This is a genomic window from Nocardia sp. bgisy118, from assembly GCF_057708605.1.
Map to the genome: position 1 here is coordinate 1 of NZ_JBYISM010000009.1, position 17,459 is coordinate 17,459.

Genomic DNA, 17,459 nt, shown 5'->3' on the forward strand with positions numbered 1-17,459 from the left:
GCTGTCGGCCGACCTGCTGCTCGTGGCCGCGATCCGCCACCGCTTCCGCCCACGCCACCTCGCCCGATCACGCGGAAGCACCCGGACCGAGGCACCGCGCTGGATCGCCACCCGCGCCAATCGATCCCGGCCTCGCCCACCCGTCCCCACCGAGCTGTCCGCGAATCAGGTACGCCTGCCCGAGTCGGTGTCGAACAGCGGCAGCGGCGCTGTCGGGGTGATCGACCTCGGCGCCGACGGGCTCGCCGTCATCGCGGCCGCCGGAACCCTCAACCTCTCGCTGCGCACCCCGGCCGAACAGGACAGCCTCGTCGGTCAGCTCGCGGGCTGGCTGCACACCCTGCGCCAACCGGTACAGATCCTGGTGCGTTCGGCACGGCTGGACCTGACCGAGCACATCACCGGCCTGCACACCGCCGCCGAACAGATGTCACCCGACCTCGCCGCTGCCGCGCTCGACCACGCCGACCACCTCGCCGAGCTGACCGCACGCGAGGACCCGACCCACCGCCAAGTGCTGCTGATCTGGCGCGAACAGATCGAGACCCTGGCCGCCACCGGGCTGCGTGCCAAGTTGCCCGGCAGGGGTCGGGCACGGCGCGCGTTGTCCGGCGGTGCCCGCCGGGCGGCCGAGTCCCGGCTCTTGCGTCGTATGAATGAGGCCGCCGATGTGCTGGCACCGCTGGGTATCTCGGTCAACGCCCTCGATGACGTGGCGGCTACCGCCGTGCTGGCCAGCTGCACCAACCCGGAGGGCCTCGTCTCGGCCGCCGCCGACATCGCCGCCGCCGACGCGATCATCACCACCGATCCCCAAGTCCGGACACCCGACCCGTTCACCGGTGAGGGCCTCGACCGGTTCGCGCCGGAATCCCTCACGATCGGCACCCGGCATCTGGAGATCGGGTCGGACTGGACCGCGACCCTCGCGGTCACCGGCTACCCGCGAGAAGTGACCGCTGGCTGGCTCGCGCCGCTGCTCTCGCATCCCGGCAGGGTCGAGGTCGCAGTGCACATCGACCCCATCGACCCGGCCACCGCCGCGACCCGGCTGCGCCGCCAGCAGGCCCGCCTGGAATCCTCGCGCATGCACGACGCGAGCCGGGGCCGCCTGACCGACCCGCAGGTCGATGTCGCCGTCGAAGACGCCGCCGACCTGTCCGCCCGGGTCGCCCGCGCCGAAGCGCGCCTGTTCCGGGTCGGGGTGTATCTGAGCGTGCACGCCGCCTCGGAAACCGAACTGGCCGACGAGGTCGCCGCCGTCCGCGCCCTGGCCGCGAGCCTGCTCGTGGACACCTGCACCCTGTCCTACCGCGCCGCTCAAGCCTGGGCCACCACCCTCCCACTTGGGCTCGATCTCATCCGGGTGCAGCGGACCTTCGACACCACCGCCCTCGCCGCGGCCTTCCCCTTCGACTCCCCACAACTACCCGCCACCGACCCTGCCCAGGCCACCCGCCCGCAGGGGGTGCTCTACGGTCGCGATGCCGCCTCGGGGTTGTTGTTCGTGGACCGGTTCTCCCCCGACGCCCACAACCACAACCTCGTCATCCTCGGCCGCAGCGGCGCGGGCAAGTCCTATCTGGTCAAGACCGAGATCCTGCGCTCGCTGTATCGCGGCATCGAGCAGGTGATCATCGATCCCGAAGACGAATACCGCCGCCTCGCCGCAGCCGTCGGCGGCGCCCACATCCGCCTCGGCGCACCGGGTGTCCGGCTCAACCCGTTCGACCTGGAAATCCACACCCGCCCCGACGGTCACCGCACCGCCCCCACCGACGCCCTCACCCGACGGAAACTGTTCCTGCACACCCTCATCCAAGTCCTGCTCGGCGACCAGAACCCCGCGCAGCGGGCAGCATTGGACACCGCCCTGGCGGCGACCTACGCCGCTGTCGGGATCACCGGCGACCCCGCCACCTGGACCCGGCCCGCGCCTACGCTGAGCGGGTTGCGTGACCAACTCGCACGCCTCGCCACACCGGCTGCCGGGGAGTTGGCCGCCGCACTGCACCCGTTCGTCGGCGGCGGGGCCTATGCCGGGTTGGTGGACGGGCCGACCACCACCGACCCCGAGGGCGGGCTGATCGTTTTCTCCCTGCGCGAGCTACCCGAGGAGTTGAAGACGATCGGGACCCTGCTCGTGCTGGATGTGACCTGGCGGCGAGTATCGAGCCCGGCGAATCGGAGGCCCCGCATGATCACCGTGGATGAGGCGTGGCTGCTCATGCGCCAACCCGCCGCCGCCGAGTTCCTGTTCCGGGCGGCCAAGAGTTTCCGCAAGCACTGGGCCGGGCTCACCATCGCCACCCAGGACAGCGCCGACGTGCTGTCCACCGAGTTGGGGCGCGCGATCGTCGCCAACGCCGCGACCCAGATCCTGCTGCGCCAAGCCCCGCAAGCCATCGACGAGGTCGCCACCGCCTTCCGCCTCTCCGAGGGCGAACAGCAATTCCTGCTCTCCTCGGCACGCGGCAGCGGCCTGCTCGCAGTCGCGGGCACCGATCGGGCCGTATTCGGATCATTGGCCTCACCAGGTGAGAACGCGCTCATCACCACCGACCCCGGCGAACTCGCGACCATCGACACCGTCGACACCGACATCGAACTCGACCGGGTCCGGCCACTGGCCCCACTCACCGAACCCGACCCAGGCGACGACACCGCCACGGCAACCGCAGGTCTGGACGGGCGGGTGGCATGAGCGCGGATTTCTCCATCCCGCCGCCGGTCGTCGTCTCCGTGCGTCGCGCGGCGAAGGCAACTGTCGCACGCGAACGGGGGCGGCCGGTGGTGTGGGTGGTTGATCGCGCCCCCAGGATCGGCCGCTGGCGCGATGTCGGGGGCAGCGGTGGCCCGGGGGTCAAATGGCGGCCGGGATGGCGTCAGAAGCGTTGGGCGAGAAGACAGTTGACGACTCGGCAGGTAGGGAGCGTTGATAGACCCCCGGTGCCCGGCGATCCGGCCACCGAGACACAGATATCAGCGATACCTGGTGCCCGCTCCACCCGTATTGGACGTCGTGGACGTGGTGCCGGGAATGGAAGGAAAAGGGGTGTTCGTGGACAGGCAATCCCCAGCGAGACAGGTAGTCACGTCGCTACACCGCCCGGGTGAGCCGCGTGATCGGGCAAAGCGTGGAAATGATCGGAGAGGTGAGTCAGCAATGACAATTGCGAAGGTAAGCGATCAGTTCGGTATGTCGCCGGTTCGGAGGGGGAAGTATTTGGGGGCCGCAATGTGCTCTCGCAATGGATTGTCCACCACGAACCCCGGATTCGGCAGCGCAGGAGGTCGCGGTGATGGGCAGTAATGAGCAGGTTATCCAGCCGTCATGCTGGTATACGACCGAAGAGGTGGCGGCGGTCCTGAAGGTGGATGCGTCGAGCTTGCGGCGCTGGCGTACCGCCAGCCCGACCCAGGGTCCGCCGTTCGTCACGATCTCCGACCGCACCACCCGGTACAGCGGCGCTGATCTTTTGGACTACCTGAACAGTCGGCGTGTGGATCCGAGAGCCGCGTGATGGGTGATCGGATAGGCGTGATGCCGATCGGTGTGCCGATGCGCGGCGATATCGAGGTCCGGGGAAAGGCCGGGCGTTGCCGGGCTCGGATGCGGTGGACCGACCCGGTTACCAAGCGACGTGACTCGAAATCGGAATCCTTCGCTACCGAGGACGAGGCACGGGCATGGATCGAGCGAATCGAACAGGCTGCCGCGCGTGGTGTCGATCCGAGGACCGCGACATCCACTCTGGCCGAGTACGGAGACGCCAACTGGGACACGGCTCTGCGCGGAGTCGAGCCGAAGACGCTGGACCCGTACCGGGCGGGCTGGCGGCTGCGGGTGAAGAAGACACTCGGGCATCTGCCGATCACGATGGTGACAACCGGCGTTGTGGACAGGGCCGTGACGAAGTGGATCGAGTCCGGGTGCGGTGAGTCGACGATCAAGAACACCCTTGCGGTATTGAGCCGTGTGCTCGATCAGGCGGTGCGCGACGAGGTGATCGATCGAAACCGAGTGAAGGTCGTCGGCTGGCAGAACCAGCTCGTCAAGCACGAGGACGACATCGATGATCCGCGAGCGTTGGCGTTGCTGAACTGGGAAGCGTTGCAGCAGTTGGCTGCCGCGCTCGTGGAGGCGTCGGTCGGCCGTTTCCAGGGGTGGGGTGATGTGGTGCTGTTCGCGGCCTGCACCGCTGTGCGAATCGGTGAGGTGTCCGGCTGCCGCATCCGTGACATCGATACCGAGAAATGGATCTGGACGCTGCGCCGTCAGACGACTCCGGGGCCGGGTGGAATGCTCGACAAGCGCACGAAGGGCAAACGCGCTCGCTCGATTCCGCTGATCGCGGAGATCCGTCCGATGATCCTCCGCCGGATCGAGGCGGCTCAGGAGCGGGTCGCCACCGATCCGGCGCTCCGCGATGCGAATGAAGACGAGCGACGGGAAGCCCTGCTGGACGCGCGGCTGTTCGTCGGTCCGCGCGGCGGCCGGATCGCTACCGCAGTTCTCCGCAACGCCACCCACTGGGACGAGGTGGTGACCCGGCTCGGTCACCAGCATCTGCGTCGTCACGATCTGCGGCACACCGGCCTCACCTGGTTCGCTGACGCGGGCGTACCGCTGCACCGGCTTCAGCGCATCGCAGGACATACCGACCCGCGAATCACTCAGCGATACCTCCATCCCGACATTCAGGCGTTACAGAACGACGGCGAGCTGTTGTCGCGGTTCCTCGTGATGCCGAACAGCGGACCACAGATCCCGGAGCTACTGGCCCGACAAGGGCAGGACTTCACGGACGATGGGCCCGACGGTCCCAAAATGGTCCCAAGGCTTCGGATGGTCGAGTGACAGAAAACCCCTTCCGACGCTGGTCGGAAGGGGTTTTTCGGTGTCGGGCTGACAGGATTTGAACCTGCGACCACTTGACCCCCAGTCAAGTGCGCTACCAAACTGCGCCACAGCCCGTGGTGCGCCCGTTGGGGCGCTTGAAGAGATTACAACAGTGTGTGTCGGGAGAGCTAATCGGCTGGTCAGATGGGGTGGCGGGCGCGTTGGTCAGGGTCGGGTGGTGGGCGGTGTTGTGATGAGGATTCGGGGATCGCTTGTCCGAACCAGGGCAGCCGGGTGTGCCAGAGGTCGTGCCGCCACAGGTGCTCGTAACCCAGCTCGATCACCACCTTGTCCGCCATCGGTGTCGAGATCGCCCACGCAGCAACCCAATACCTCACCGATGCGGGTCGCGGTGCACGGAGCGAACTCCACCACCTCACTCCAGCCCTGCCATTCGCCCGCCGACGCAGCGACCAGGGCCGCGGCGGATCTGGATGCCGAAGAAACCGTTCCACACCGGTATCGGCGCTCCCGAACTCATGCTCGCCATCATGGTGGGCGCCACACCCGACCGCGTGTCAGCTCGGCAGGGGCCGGTCGCACGAGTCCCGATAAGGCGATGTCGACTGTCCCCGCCGACCCGGGCGCAATCCACGGTCCACTCGACGCGGGGATCTACTCGAAGCCCTCGTCGACCGGATCGCGTTCTTCTCCCCTTTCGCCGAACATGCACCCAGACCACCCGCCTAGCTGTAATTTATCATTAACTTCCTCTCCCGAATATCAAGAGGTACTCCTTTAGTTCGCACATCAGACGCAACAGATACTCCTTAATGATCAGTAACTTACGACTCCCTCGCGAGCTTCCCGCCTGCCAGAATTTCGGCTGGGCGTGATCACATGCGCCCGACACGTCTCGGCAACCGGACCGAGAATCGTCGGAAGGACAGGGCCGATGGGGCACTACAAGAGCAATGTCAGGGACCTGGAGTTCAACCTGTTCGAGGTACTCGGCCTCGAGGAGATCTTGCGGACCGGCGCGTTCGGCGACCTGGACGGCGAGACTGTGCGGTCGATGCTGACCGAAGCCGCGCGGCTGGCGGAGGGGCCGGTCGCCGATTCCTTCGCCGAGACCGACCGCAATCCGCCGGTCTTCGATCCGGCGACGCATTCGGTGCGATTGCCCGACGCGTTCAAGCGATCGGTGCGCGCATGGTACGACGGCGAGTGGTGGCGCGTTGGCAAAGCCGAGGTGGTCGGCGGCGTTCCCGCACCGCGGATGCTGGATTGGGCTATCAGCGAATTCGTCCTCGGGGCGCAGCCTGCCGCGTTCATGTACACGGGCGGACCTGGCATGGCCGACATCATCAACGGCATCGGCACCGAAGAACAACGCCATTGGGCCGCGCTGGCGGTACAACGGCAATGGGGCGCGACCATGGTGCTGACAGAACCCGACGCCGGTTCCGACGTGGGCGCGGGCCGCACCAAGGCGGTCGAGCAGGAGGACGGCTCCTGGCACATCGAGGGAGTCAAGCGCTTCATCACCTCCGCCGACTCCGACGACCTGTTCGAGAACATCCTCCACCAGGTGCTGGCACGCCCCGAGGGCGCCGATCCCGGTACCAAGGGGCTGAGCCTGTTCATCGTGCCGAAGTACCTCTTCGATTCCCAGACAGGCGAACCCGGTGAACGCAACGGTGTGTTCGTCACCAACGTCGAGCACAAGATGGGCCTGAAAGCTTCTGCCACTTGCGAATTGACCTTCGGCGGTCACGGCATCCCGGCGAAGGGCTGGCTGGTCGGCGAGGTACACAACGGCATCGCGCAGATGTTCGACGTCATCGAACAAGCCCGGATGATGGTCGGCACCAAGGCCATCGCGACCCTGTCGACCGGGTACCTCAATGCGCTGGAGTACGCCAAACAGCGCGTGCAGGGCAGCGACCTCACCGAGATCGCGGCCAAATCCGCCCCGCGGGTGACTATCACCCACCATCCCGATGTGCGTCGCTCACTGATGATGCAGAAGGCCTACGCCGAGGGCCTGCGCTCGATCTACCTGTACACCGCTGCCCACCAGGATCCCGTTGTCGCCCACCATGTCTCCGGCGTAGATGCCGAACTCGCCGCGCGGGTCAACGATCTGCTGCTGCCGATCGTCAAGGGCGTCGGTTCCGAGCGGGCCTACCAGTACCTGACCGAATCGCTGCAGACCTTCGGCGGCTCCGGCTTCCTGCAGGACTACCCGGTCGAGCAGTACATCCGCGACGCCAAGATCGACTCGCTCTACGAGGGCACCACCGCCATCCAGGCGCAGGACTTCTTATTCCGCAAGATCGCCCGCGACCGCGGCGTGGCACTGGCCCATGTTGCGGGCAAGGTCAGGGAAACAGCCGAATCCACCGCCGACAACGACCGGCTGAAGGCCGAGAAGATCCTGCTCGCCACCGCCCTGGAGGACGTGCAGGATATGGCGGGCCGGCTCACCCAGCACCTGCTCGACGCGCAGGAGAACCCCACCGAGCTGTACAAGATCGGCCTGGAGTCGGTGCGTTTCCTCCTCGCTGTCGGCGACCTGCTGGTCGGATGGCGTCTGCTCGTCGCCGCCGAAATCGCAATCACGGTGCTGGATTCCGGCGATGGCGGCGCCGACCGCGCCTTCTACGAAGGCAAGATCGCGGTCGCGTCGTTCTTCGCCAAGACAGTGCTGCCGCGACTGAGCGCCGATTGGGCCGTCATTTCCGAGATCGACACCTCGATCATGGAGCTCGACGAAGCCGCCTTCTGAGGCGTCGTACGCCCGGGATGAGCGTGACGGCCGAGCCCGAACAAACGTGGAAGCCGCTCTTGCCGCTGGAAAGGCAGAAGCCCCGCATCCGAGGGATGCGGGGCTCATCTACTGCGTCGCTCAGATCGTGCGGACGTCCTGCGCCTGCGGGCCCTTCTGGCCCTGACCGATCTCGAACTCCACGCGCTGTCCTTCTTCCAGGGACTTGAATCCCGAGCCGGACACGGCGGAGAAATGAACGAAGACGTCGGGGCCGCCACCGTCTTGCGCGATGAAGCCGAAGCCCTTTTCGCTGTTAAACCACTTCACACTGCCTTGAGCCATTTGCTTACTTCATCTTTTCTGTAGGTGAGCCAGCGAATCACACCGATAAGCCTGATCTCACTCGTCTACCCTCCCATGGATCGGCGGTTTCCCCGCCATCGATACCGCAGCCTGTGAGCAAGCCGACAAACGACGATTCAGGCCGATCTCCGTTCGCCTGGCATCGGAGCGCGCTGACCGGCGACACCATCCTCGTGGCGCTAACGCCTCCGGTCGAGCCGCATGCGATGGGACGCGCGGGACTACGCGACGGCCGCTGAGCCGAACCAGTGCGACAGCGCTTCGCGCAGCGTGGGTGCGGCGGTATCGGCCGGTTCGCCGATCGTCACGGCCCAAGCGATGTGGCCGTCCGGGCGGATCAGCAGGGCGTCGGCCGGTTGATCATCGGTCTTGGCCGTGTGAATGTCGATGCGGTGCGCCCATTCCCGGCCGATCTCGCGGAGCTCCGGGCGGTCGGCCAGGTCGAGGAAGACAGGCCGCCCGGCGTGCATGAGTTCGGCGACGCTCGTCGTGCCCCGATCGGTGTGCAGGGTGAGATCGGCCGCGAAGACGCCGGTCAGTATGTGCTCGCCGGGCATCGGGTAGCGGATGTCGGTGCCGCCGACCAGCGCTCCGATGCGGCGCAGAGCCGGTTCGTCGCTGAGCAATTCCTGGAAGACCTCGCGCAGCGAGTCCGCGGCCTCGTCGTGTCCGCGCCGCAGCGCCACCTGCGCCCGGGTCTGCAGCCGTGCCCGCGCACCGGCGAAGTGGCGTTCGTCGTGATAGGTGTCCAGCAGTCCGGCCGGAGCCCAGCCCTGGACGTCGGCGGCCAGCTTCCAAGCCAGGTTGACCGAATCGAGCATGCCGACATTGAGCGCGGTGCCGGTGGCGGGCAGCAGGTGCGCCGCATCGCCTGCGAGCAGGACCCGCCCGTCCCGGTACCGTTCGGCCTGCCGATCCTTGAAGGTGAAGCGCGACAGGCGCTTCGGATCCGACATGGGGAGATCCACGCCGAGCACGCGGCGCACACTGTCCGCGAGCTCGGTCAGGGTCAGCGGCTCGTCATCGTCGTAGTCGGCGGTCTCGTCCTCGACGGTTTGCAGGAACAGACCCCCGGGGTTGGGCGCGAACGCGAACATACCGCGGTCGGTTCGGTTGAACCCGAAGGGAAGCCGGCCCAGCCCGGGGACATCGATGTCGCCGTTGTCGTGCACGGTGACCGTATCGCCCACGGAGACCTGAGCGACCCGGTTGACCTCCGGATAGGTGGTGCCGGGGAACGCGATACCCGCCAGGTCGCGGATACGGCTGCGGCCGCCGTCGCAGCCCACCAGGTAGCGGGCGGTCAGCCGGTACGGTCCGTCCGGCCCGCGCACCTCCGCGGTCACCGTGGCCTCGTCCTGGCTCACCCCGACCACCTCGTGTCCGCGGCGGATCTCGGCGCCGAGTTCGCGGGCGCGTTCACCGAGTAGTCGTTCGATCTCCCGCTGCGGAAGCGGCACCGCCCGCATCGGCGGATCCGCCAGCTGCGTGAAGTCCAGATGCGTTCCGCCGAAAGGGAATCGGGCGGTCACGTGTGGGTCGCTGCTGGCCGCCTCGAAGCGATCCAGAATGCCGCGGTAGTGCAGCACGTCCAGAATCCGACCGGCGATACCGCTGGCCTTCGGGACGTCTCGGGGCTCCCGATGCTTCTCCAGCACCAGCGGCCGCACACCGGCCAGGCTCAATTCGGCGGCCAGCGTCAGCCCGGCCGGGCCGGCGCCCACGATGATCACGTCGATGTCGGTCACGCGTTACTCCCAAATGTCCGCAGGTTCTGGCTCAGGTCGGCAATTCTGCGGCACACCCCGGGTCTTGCCGCAAGGCCCCCGGTGGGCTATATGTTGAGAAGGGAAGGGATTCAGCAGCACCCTCCGTTTTCCCGCAAAATCCCCAAACGGCACGCGAACCCCGAGCTTCCGTTGTGCCGGTGGCCGGTCAAAGTCGGCGCCGCGCCCTTGGTGATGATCGAGGTGCCGGTGAACGGCTCAGTCGAACGGCCACCGCGTCAGGCGGTCCGCCGCACGCAACTCGTAAGGCCGCGCACCGAGTACGCGCGCCCGGTGCCGCGCGGCGACCACCTCGTCGCGCGCGCCAGCGAGTCCGAGAATTCCGCGTGCGGTGCCGCGGTAGAGCCCGGACGGCCCGAGGCACACCAGCCCCGGCCATTGCACGATCAATGTCTCGCCCCACCCCTGGGTGAACGGTTCGAGTTCGGCGGTGAGCTCGACCACCCGGTCGCGCTGCCGCGGCGCGCGCTGACCGACCGCGAGCAGCGCCTCGACCAGCAGTGGCACACGCACGACCAGGCGCGGGCCGTGCAACCTCCCCGGCAGGGCGATGATGGACTCGATCGACGACAACGCGCGCTCGTGGTCACCGATCTCCGCCGCGGCCATCGCGACCACGAGCGCGAAGTCCTCGTCGAAGTCCTGAGCCATACGGTCCACTTCGGCGAGTAGCTCGCCGAGACGCCCGCGATGCCACAGCTCGATCGAATTGCTCGTCAGCGCCGAGACCTCGGCGAGCAGTCGGGCGTGGTCGTCGACCGCGCCGAGATCGTCGGCGAAGCGTGTCATCAGCGCCTGCGACTGCTGGTAGTCGCCACGCAGCACGGCGAGCATCACCTGCCACCACAGCTGGGTGGCCGCGAGGTCGATGTCGCCGGCGGCGGCGAACCGGGCGAACTCGGCCGAAAGCCGGCGGACCAGCCGCATATCGCCGGCCTCGAGGGCGCAGACGCGGCGCAGATGGACCGCCGTCGCGCGCGCCGTGCGGTCGTGACCCGCGAGTTCCTCGAGTTCCTCGGCGATCTTGCGCCGGTCGGCGACTGTTGTCGGGCCCCAGGTGCACAGAAACTCGGCGAGCAGCACCTGGGGCCACGATCGGCTGCCGGGTGCGCTGCGCGCCCGCGCTTCGGTCAGAGCATCGAAATGCCCTGGTAGACCGTGGATTGCGCGGTCCGCGGCCTCGATCGCTTCCGCTTCGGCGACCAGCTCGGCATCGAGATCGAGGCGATGCGCCAGTGCCTGCGCCCGCAGCGCCGACGAACCCGCATGCACCACACCGTATCCGGAGAAGTAACCGGCTACGCCACGCGGCGCGGCCAGCAGTGCGGTCCGTGCCAGACCAGACCAGTCGCCGCGGTCACCGCATCGCCGACCGGCCCGGTCGAAACTCTCGGCGGCCGCGCCGTAGTGGCCGAGACGGTGATGTGCCTGTCCCGCAAGCCAATCGAACTCGATCAGCAACTCCACGTCACCGGGATCCGCGTGCCGGAGTCCGCGCGCGGCGAGTTCGGCGCATTCGGTGGGCGCGTCCCGCCGTAGTGCGTCCCGCGCCGCGACTGAACAGGCATGCGCGGCAGAGGAATCCAGCGCACCGAGCGCGGCGGCGCTGCGATGCCGTGCCTGTGCCGCGAGTGCGCCCGGTTGCAGGTCGGCCAGCGCGTCCGCGATCCGCCTGTGCAACAGTGCCGTTCGCACCTCACCGATCGTGGCGAGTACGGCATCGCGCACGAGTTCGTGTTCGAAGGCGACGGTGCCGTCTTCGAGCGAGACGACCCGTGCGGCGACGAGTTCACCGATCCGATCGTCGAACCGTGGCCCACCGTCTGCGGCGGCGACCAGTCCGATCGACGCGCACGCGCCGATCACGGCCAGCACCTCGGCGAGCGCACGCGCCGAGGCCGAAACAGCGGCCAGCTTCGCCGTCGTGATCTCGGGGGCGGAGCCCCTGACGTCCAAGGGGCGCCCCGCTCGAACGAGATCGCACAGTTGCGCCGCGACGAACGGGCTGCCGGCGCTCAATTCGATGATCTGGGCGCGCACTTCGGGACCGACCGAACCGAGATCGGCGCGCATCAACTCGTCCACCGCCGCATCGGACAGCGGCGGCAGGTCCACCACGATATGGGTGCCTGAGGACTGGAGCAAGCGCACCGCGGCGTCCACCTCGGCAGAAAGCGGCTCTGGGCGAACCGTGAGAAAGAGCAGGACGGGGTGGGCACGCAGCACCCGCATGGCCGCCGCGATCATCCGAACCGAATCGGGATCGGCCCACTGCACGTCATCGATGACCGCGACCAAGTGTCCGGTCTCTCGTGCCACGTCGGCGAACAGCGCGGCGAGCGCACGCGGTGTCGGGACGTCGGGCACGGCGCGCCCGGCCAGCGCGGCCTGATCCAGCCACGGCATCACCGTCGCCAACGCCGAAGCGCTCGCCCCGCTGATCCCCGCGGTGAAGAAGGGCGCGTCGCCGTGGCGTCGTACGGCGTCCTCGACGACGGCCGTCTTGCCGATGCCGGATGCGCCGCGCACGGTCACGACGGCCAGTCCCTGCCGCGACCGGTTCCGAGCACGGTCGACGACAGCGGCGACGTCGTCACGTCCGACGAGGGCCGACCGTCCCACCGCCGGTGCCGCCGTCGGCGTCGCGGGATTGCGGATCTCGTTCTCGACCCGGACGGTGTCGGGCGCGGGATCGAGGCCGAGATCTTCCCGCAGCGATCGCCGCAATCGAACGAGAACGTCGAGCGCCTCCGAGATCCGTCCGCAGTCGCGCAGCGCCAGCGCCAACAGCCGTGCCGTGCCTTCCCGCTGCGGATGCCGCTCGCATTCGTCGGTGAGCAGTGTGACCGCGTGCCGGGCGCGGCCGAGCACGATCAATCCCTCGGCACACATTTCGACGAGTTCCGATCGCAGCTCGGCCAGACGCGCGCGTTCGGGAGCGAGTTCGGCGACGTCGTCGACATCGGAGAGCGCGTCGCCGCGCCACAGACGTAAGGCGCGTTCCAGCAGATCGACGGTCCGTCCGACGTCACCGTCGGTGTGTGCCGCGCGGGCGTCCCTGGACAGCACGTCGAGCAGGTCGAGGTCCGTGCCGGATCCGCCGCACCGCAGCACGTAGCCGTTCGGGCTGGTCTCGATCCGGAATTCGGAGAGTGGCCGCAGCGTGCGGCGCAGCCGTGACACATAGCCCTGTAGCGTCACCAGGGCGCTCTCCGGCGGGCTTCCTCGCCAGAGCAATTCGCAGAGATAGGGCGCGCTGCGGGCGGTGCGCTCCGCCGCGAGAATGACCAGGAGCTCGGCGTGTTTACGCGCCGGGATGGTGACGCGAGCGCCGTCCTGGCCGCGCACTTCCAGCGGCCCGAGTACCGAGATGGCCGGTCGGTCGTCGTCGGACCTGCCGCGCACCAGCGTCACACCAGCGCCCTCGTCGACCCTTGGCTCATGACACACACGCAAGCACTCCTACCAACCCCGACCACCGGCGACAATCGGACCATCGGCCCCTCTCGCGAGACTGTACTGCGGATGAGCGGTGCCGCACTGGCCATCGCAGGACCCCTGTGCATCGCGGGCGGCACACTGCATCCGATCGTCGCGCGCAAGAGCCATTCGGTCGAGGCGCTCACCAGCCCCGGCGCGCCGATCGCGCAGATCCTGCTCGGCATAGGAACCGTACTGCTGATCCTCGGCCTGCCCGGGATGTACGCGTGGATGCGGCCGAGACTCGGCACGGCCGGATTCATCGGCACGGTCTGCTATCTGGTCGCCAACGTCGTCACCGCAACCGGTCATCTCACCGTCGAGTTGTTCGTCGCCTACCCATTCGCGGCCGACTCCGCCACCGCGCACCTGATCGCCGACAACGACAACATGATCGACACGACCGCGTTCGCGTTGTTCAACATCATCGGCGCTCTCCTCCTGCTCGCCGGGATGGGGCTGCTGGGTGCGAGCATGCTGCGCAACAACACGGTGCCCCGCTGGATCGCGGTGCTCACCCTGCTCGCCGGAGTCGGCTTCTTCCTTCCGATTCCCGCTACCCAGGGGTTGACCGGATTCGTCTACGAGGCGCCGCGCGGCATCGTCGTCGCGGCCATTGGTGTCCTGATGTTGCGTTGGCCGGACGGATTGCGGCGGTGGGTGGAGAACACGGGTAAGTAGGTGAGGCGATCACCCCCGTGTCGGCGGCGGAGTAGTGCAGTTCCTTGCCGCCCTTTGCGGTCCCCGCGTCGCTCCGCTGCCTCGGTCCGGAGCGACCTGCGGGGATACCGATCGAGTCCAGCCGTCCTCACCGCTGCGCGCGGAACTGTCACCCGCCCGGTTGGGCAGTAGTCGCGCTGTCGGTGATCGGCGCTACGGTCGACTCCATGTCCGTGAATATTGATGTCTCCTTGACGATTCGGGAGCTGAGGGACGAGCGCGAACGTGCGGGCGTCACCGCACTGCTGACCGACGTGCTCGAGAGCGAAGGCTTGAGCCGCGAAGTGTTCATCACTCTGGGAGAGGTCGGGGAGAGTCTGTTCGTCCGGGCGGACTCCGACTATCCAGTCATCTTCAGCAGGTTCTATCTCTGGTCGGAGGACTTCGAGCAGAAGCTGACTCGCCGGGTGACCGCCCTCGTCCCGCACGCCCGGGTGGATTTCGATTGGGGGTACCCGGATGAAGACTGACGAGGAACTCGGCGCTCCCTGGCCCGACACCCTGCCGGCGGAGGCGCCGGTCGTGCATCGAAGCCTGAACGTCACAGTCGGCGCCAGAGAGTTGACGACACTCACCTACGACCACCTGAACTACTGGCTGGGTAACCTGCTCTACACCCGTGGCGGTCCCTTCATGACGGTGGCAAGAGCCAACGGGGCGGCGTTCATTCAGACCTACCGCAACAGCGACACCGACTACCTGATCGAGGTGCACTCCGGAGTCGCCGACGCCGAATACCTCGCCGCTACGACGGTGCACGACGCGCGCGAGGTCGGGCAGCTGATCTGGGACTGGCTGGAGAACGACTGGCAGCGACTCGACGCGGTCGCGTGGGAACGGCACTACCTGTCGTGAGCTGCGGCACTGTAGCGGATCACCAGAAGTAGAGGGTCGGGCCCCATGCATCGAGGCGGTCCGCACGGCGGTGTGCTGACCGGCGGTTCACAGCCGATTTCGGCGAAACTTTTTTCGCCGCAATACCATCGGATGCGCACTCGCGATGATGCCCCTATCGACCGGTTCGAGAGGGAAATTGCGGCCCTGCGGAGCCGCCCCGGAAATCCACTCATGCCGCTCACACGCGACAAACGTTGGGCTCGGAGCATCCCGGCAGCAATCGATTGCATGTTGTCGCCGGAGCCGCGCGAAAATCCGGGCGGTTAAATACCGCTGGTCGACGAGGTTCAACGGCACAATATGGGCCATGCGCAAATTTGCCCAATTGTTGCAGGCTGTCATCGCCGGGGCGCTGGTCGTCGCAGTCAGCCATGGCGTCACGGCCGCCCCCGCCTCGAGCGTCCCCCATATTCAGTTGCCCTGGCTGGTTTCTGAGCCGGGCGGGGTGCAGGCGACGGGAGCGCAGCTGGCAGAAGGATTCACTGGCACGGCGCTCTGGTCGCGACAGGCGAACACCCCGATCCCGATAGCCAGCATCACCAAGGTGATGACGGCACTGGTCGTGGTCGAGGCCGGCGACCTCGACCGGACTATTACCGTGCCGCAAGAAGCCATCGCCTACTGCAGCAGGCACGACGGAAGCACCGCGGGCCTGGCCCCCGGCGAGGTGCTCACCGCGCGACAGCTTCTCTACGCGTTGATGCTGCCGTCGGGCTGCGACGCCGCCTATACCCTTGCCGAGACCTACGGGCCCGGCCAAGACGGCTTCATCGCCAGAATGAACGACACCGCGCGTGGAATGGGCCTGGCAGGAACATTTTTCACCGACCCCAGCGGACTGCCCGTCCCCACCGACCACTCCACCTACTCCACACCGGCGGACCTGGTGACCCTCGGACTGCGCGCGATGCGCCTGCCGGCGTTCCGCGAGATCGTCAGCTCGCAGAGCTATCACCTGCCCGCAGGCCCGGGCAACCGCGATCACCTCTGGCAGACCACGAACCTGCTGCTGGGCGACTATCCCGGCACCATCGGCATCAAAACCGGATGGACCGACGCCGCGGGAACCTGCCTGCTGTTCGAGACGGTCCGGGCGGGAATACCGCTGATCGGTGTGGTCCTGCACAGCTCACCCGGCAACGCCGTCGCCGCAAAGGACGACGCCGAGCGCATGCTGAACTGGATCTACGACCCGCTCCTGAGCGTGCTGCCGATCGGTTAGCGCCAGGTCTTCGCTTTGTCAGGTCGCCAGGCCGTCACCAACGTCATGACCCGCAACAGCTAGCTCACATACTTGCCCAGGACGTTCTGCAATTCGATGAGGGTAGGACCCGTGTAGAGCTTCGGATTCTCACGATCCACGACCTCGAGAATCCCACATCCGGATGTATGGTCCCCACGAATCAATTCGCGGCCGACCTCGCGTCCTGTCTTGGCCTCGTATACGACAGCGTTGTACAGACCCCGATACTGTGTCACCTCGACCCCACCGGCGAATGCGCAGTCCCCACGTACTCCCCGTTGTCATGTCCGCGCCCGAGGCACGCGATGAGCTGATAGCGCTTGGGATCGAACTCGTTCATCCACTCGGGTGGCTGCAGCGGTGTGTTCAGGATGGGACTTACCCCTCCCCTGGCATTTTCGTCGAACACCGCAATGGGATGCGGCCCGGGCCCACCGTAAGCGTCCAGTGCCGGAAAGAAGCCCCGCTTCGATAAACACGCATCCGCCAGATCCCCAATTCTCCGCACCGTGTCCGTGACGGCCGTCGGCGCCGGGGGGCTCGCTTCCTTCTGGCTACCGTCGATCACCGCACACGCTGACACCGCCGCCAACACCGACAGCGAAACAACCGCCGCCACGACCGAACCCCGCCCTCGACAAACCACGCGCCCCAACATAGCGCGGAGCCTACCGATTCATCTCGGCTCGGTTCGGCGCCGCCGACCAGACCACAGATCCCCCACTCGGTCCTTTCCCGGGTTCCTGGTGGGATCGGAGGGACTCCAGGTAAACCTGGTGGCAGTCGATGACTACGCCATCAGGAGAGGCACCGTTGGAATTCGATATGTCGAAGCTGACGCTGAGGGAACACGACTTCGTGGACGCCGCACTGGCCAGCTGGACCGGAGTGTCAGGCAGGGCACCGATCCCGGTGCGGGCATTAGGGTTTCCCGACCGTGACCGGTTCGACGATGAGACCGAAAGGCTTCGTCGCGCGGTACGCGAGCGCGCGACGCTGACCGAGGTAGAGACCGCGAGGGTGCTGTTCCTCATCGAACTGGCTTTCGGCAGTGACCTTTTCGGTGCCGGTGTGGAGTTCCACTTGGTCAGCGCGATCCGCGACGCCGAAGCAGTCGCGATCCTGCGTTCGCTGCAACGGAAGCTTTTCACCCGCGCGGGAGCCGAGGCGTTGTTCGAGCCCGAGCTCTACGCACCCGAATAAGCCCAAAGCAGCAGCGCCTCGCCGGTGGCAACCGAGCCGCATGACAGCGCCAGTGACTGCCCCGCGCGTGGTTTGAACCGCGGGCAACACGGCGGTGGTCGGCGTCTACACCACCGCGATGGCGAACACGGCGGCGAAGGCGAGCGGTTC

At 67.2% G+C, this 17,459-nt stretch carries 13 protein-coding genes and 1 tRNA gene; 9 read left to right on the forward strand and 5 right to left on the reverse strand.

Annotated features, from left to right (window positions below):
• The 3 genes from AC3EO7_RS13365 to AC3EO7_RS13375 form a co-directional block, all read left to right on the forward strand.
• Window positions 1–2,704 (forward strand): VirB4 family type IV secretion system protein (locus AC3EO7_RS13365; RefSeq protein ID WP_435591323.1); only part of this gene is annotated, 2,704 nt, incomplete at its 5' end.
• A gap of 598 nt (window positions 2,705–3,302) precedes the next feature.
• Window positions 3,303–3,524 carry a helix-turn-helix domain-containing protein gene (locus tag AC3EO7_RS13370; protein WP_431950284.1) on the forward strand — a complete coding sequence of 74 codons (222 nt, stop codon included), beginning with the start codon at window positions 3,303–3,305 and terminating at the stop codon, window positions 3,522–3,524.
• Window positions 3,524–4,861 carry a site-specific integrase gene (locus AC3EO7_RS13375; protein ID WP_435591324.1) on the forward strand — a complete coding sequence of 446 codons (1,338 nt, stop codon included), beginning with the start codon at window positions 3,524–3,526 and terminating at the stop codon, window positions 4,859–4,861. Before AC3EO7_RS13370 ends, AC3EO7_RS13375 begins: the two co-directional genes overlap by 1 nt.
• Before the next feature lie 43 nt (window positions 4,862–4,904).
• Here the strand turns inward: AC3EO7_RS13375 and AC3EO7_RS13380 are convergent.
• Together AC3EO7_RS13380 and AC3EO7_RS13385 are read right to left on the reverse strand one after the other, a co-directional pair.
• Window positions 4,905–4,978: transfer RNA gene (locus AC3EO7_RS13380), tRNA-Pro, on the reverse strand.
• A gap of 65 nt (window positions 4,979–5,043) precedes the next feature.
• A complete protein-coding gene (locus AC3EO7_RS13385; RefSeq protein WP_431969812.1) occupies window positions 5,044–5,202 on the reverse strand; it encodes a hypothetical protein in 159 nt (52 codons plus the stop codon).
• A 596-nt stretch (window positions 5,203–5,798) separates the two neighbouring features.
• Between AC3EO7_RS13385 and AC3EO7_RS13390 the strand changes: the two genes are divergently transcribed.
• Window positions 5,799–7,634, forward strand: a complete 1,836-nt coding sequence (locus AC3EO7_RS13390) for an acyl-CoA dehydrogenase (protein WP_435591325.1) — start codon at window positions 5,799–5,801, stop codon at window positions 7,632–7,634.
• Between the two features lie 120 nt (window positions 7,635–7,754).
• Here the strand turns inward: AC3EO7_RS13390 and AC3EO7_RS13395 are convergent, their stop codons facing one another.
• The 3 genes from AC3EO7_RS13395 to AC3EO7_RS13405 form a co-directional block, all read right to left on the reverse strand.
• Window positions 7,755–7,958 (reverse strand): cold-shock protein, encoded by a 204-nt coding sequence (locus AC3EO7_RS13395; protein WP_068067736.1) that lies wholly within the window; start codon window positions 7,956–7,958, stop codon window positions 7,755–7,757.
• A 242-nt stretch (window positions 7,959–8,200) separates the two neighbouring features.
• The gene (locus AC3EO7_RS13400) at window positions 8,201–9,727 is read right to left on the reverse strand and encodes an FAD-dependent monooxygenase (protein WP_435591326.1); all 1,527 of its coding nucleotides are present in this window, start codon (window positions 9,725–9,727) and stop codon (window positions 8,201–8,203) included.
• Between the two features lie 237 nt (window positions 9,728–9,964).
• Window positions 9,965–13,216 (reverse strand): ATP-binding protein, encoded by a 3,252-nt coding sequence (locus AC3EO7_RS13405; RefSeq protein ID WP_435591327.1) that lies wholly within the window; start codon window positions 13,214–13,216, stop codon window positions 9,965–9,967.
• A gap of 75 nt (window positions 13,217–13,291) precedes the next feature.
• Here AC3EO7_RS13405 and AC3EO7_RS13410 point away from each other — a divergent pair, with 75 nt between their 5' ends.
• From AC3EO7_RS13410 to AC3EO7_RS13430, 5 genes are all read left to right on the forward strand, one after another.
• Window positions 13,292–13,927 carry a hypothetical protein gene (locus tag AC3EO7_RS13410; RefSeq protein ID WP_435591328.1) on the forward strand — a complete coding sequence of 212 codons (636 nt, stop codon included), beginning with the start codon at window positions 13,292–13,294 and terminating at the stop codon, window positions 13,925–13,927.
• Between the two features lie 206 nt (window positions 13,928–14,133).
• Window positions 14,134–14,436 (forward strand): hypothetical protein, encoded by a 303-nt coding sequence (locus AC3EO7_RS13415; protein WP_435591329.1) that lies wholly within the window; start codon window positions 14,134–14,136, stop codon window positions 14,434–14,436.
• Window positions 14,426–14,821, forward strand: coding sequence for a hypothetical protein (locus AC3EO7_RS13420; protein ID WP_431969818.1), 396 nt, complete (start codon window positions 14,426–14,428; stop codon window positions 14,819–14,821). Before AC3EO7_RS13415 ends, AC3EO7_RS13420 begins: the two co-directional genes overlap by 11 nt.
• Window positions 14,822–15,170: 349 nt before the next feature.
• A complete protein-coding gene (locus tag AC3EO7_RS13425; RefSeq protein ID WP_435591330.1) occupies window positions 15,171–16,085 on the forward strand; it encodes a D-alanyl-D-alanine carboxypeptidase family protein in 915 nt (304 codons plus the stop codon).
• An 846-nt stretch (window positions 16,086–16,931) separates the two neighbouring features.
• Window positions 16,932–17,309, forward strand: coding sequence for a hypothetical protein (locus AC3EO7_RS13430; protein ID WP_435591331.1), 378 nt, complete (start codon window positions 16,932–16,934; stop codon window positions 17,307–17,309).
• Window positions 17,310–17,459: the final 150 nt, after the last annotated feature.

Bases quoted from the DNA above. Each gene is read 5' to 3' on its own strand.
- AC3EO7_RS13370 (WP_431950284.1), top strand. From the start codon at position 3,303: ATGGGCAGTAATGAGCAGGTTATCCAGCCGTCATGCTGGTATACGACC.
- AC3EO7_RS13375 (WP_435591324.1), top strand. From the start codon at position 3,524: ATGGGTGATCGGATAGGCGTGATGCCGATCGGTGTGCCGATGCGCGGC.
- AC3EO7_RS13385 (WP_431969812.1), bottom strand. From the start codon at position 5,202: ATGGCGGACAAGGTGGTGATCGAGCTGGGTTACGAGCACCTGTGGCGG.
- AC3EO7_RS13390 (WP_435591325.1), top strand. From the start codon at position 5,799: ATGGGGCACTACAAGAGCAATGTCAGGGACCTGGAGTTCAACCTGTTC.
- AC3EO7_RS13395 (WP_068067736.1), bottom strand. From the start codon at position 7,958: ATGGCTCAAGGCAGTGTGAAGTGGTTTAACAGCGAAAAGGGCTTCGGC.
- AC3EO7_RS13410 (WP_435591328.1), top strand. From the start codon at position 13,292: ATGAGCGGTGCCGCACTGGCCATCGCAGGACCCCTGTGCATCGCGGGC.
- AC3EO7_RS13415 (WP_435591329.1), top strand. From the start codon at position 14,134: ATGTCCGTGAATATTGATGTCTCCTTGACGATTCGGGAGCTGAGGGAC.
- AC3EO7_RS13420 (WP_431969818.1), top strand. From the start codon at position 14,426: ATGAAGACTGACGAGGAACTCGGCGCTCCCTGGCCCGACACCCTGCCG.
- AC3EO7_RS13425 (WP_435591330.1), top strand. From the start codon at position 15,171: ATGCGCAAATTTGCCCAATTGTTGCAGGCTGTCATCGCCGGGGCGCTG.
- AC3EO7_RS13430 (WP_435591331.1), top strand. From the start codon at position 16,932: ATGTCGAAGCTGACGCTGAGGGAACACGACTTCGTGGACGCCGCACTG.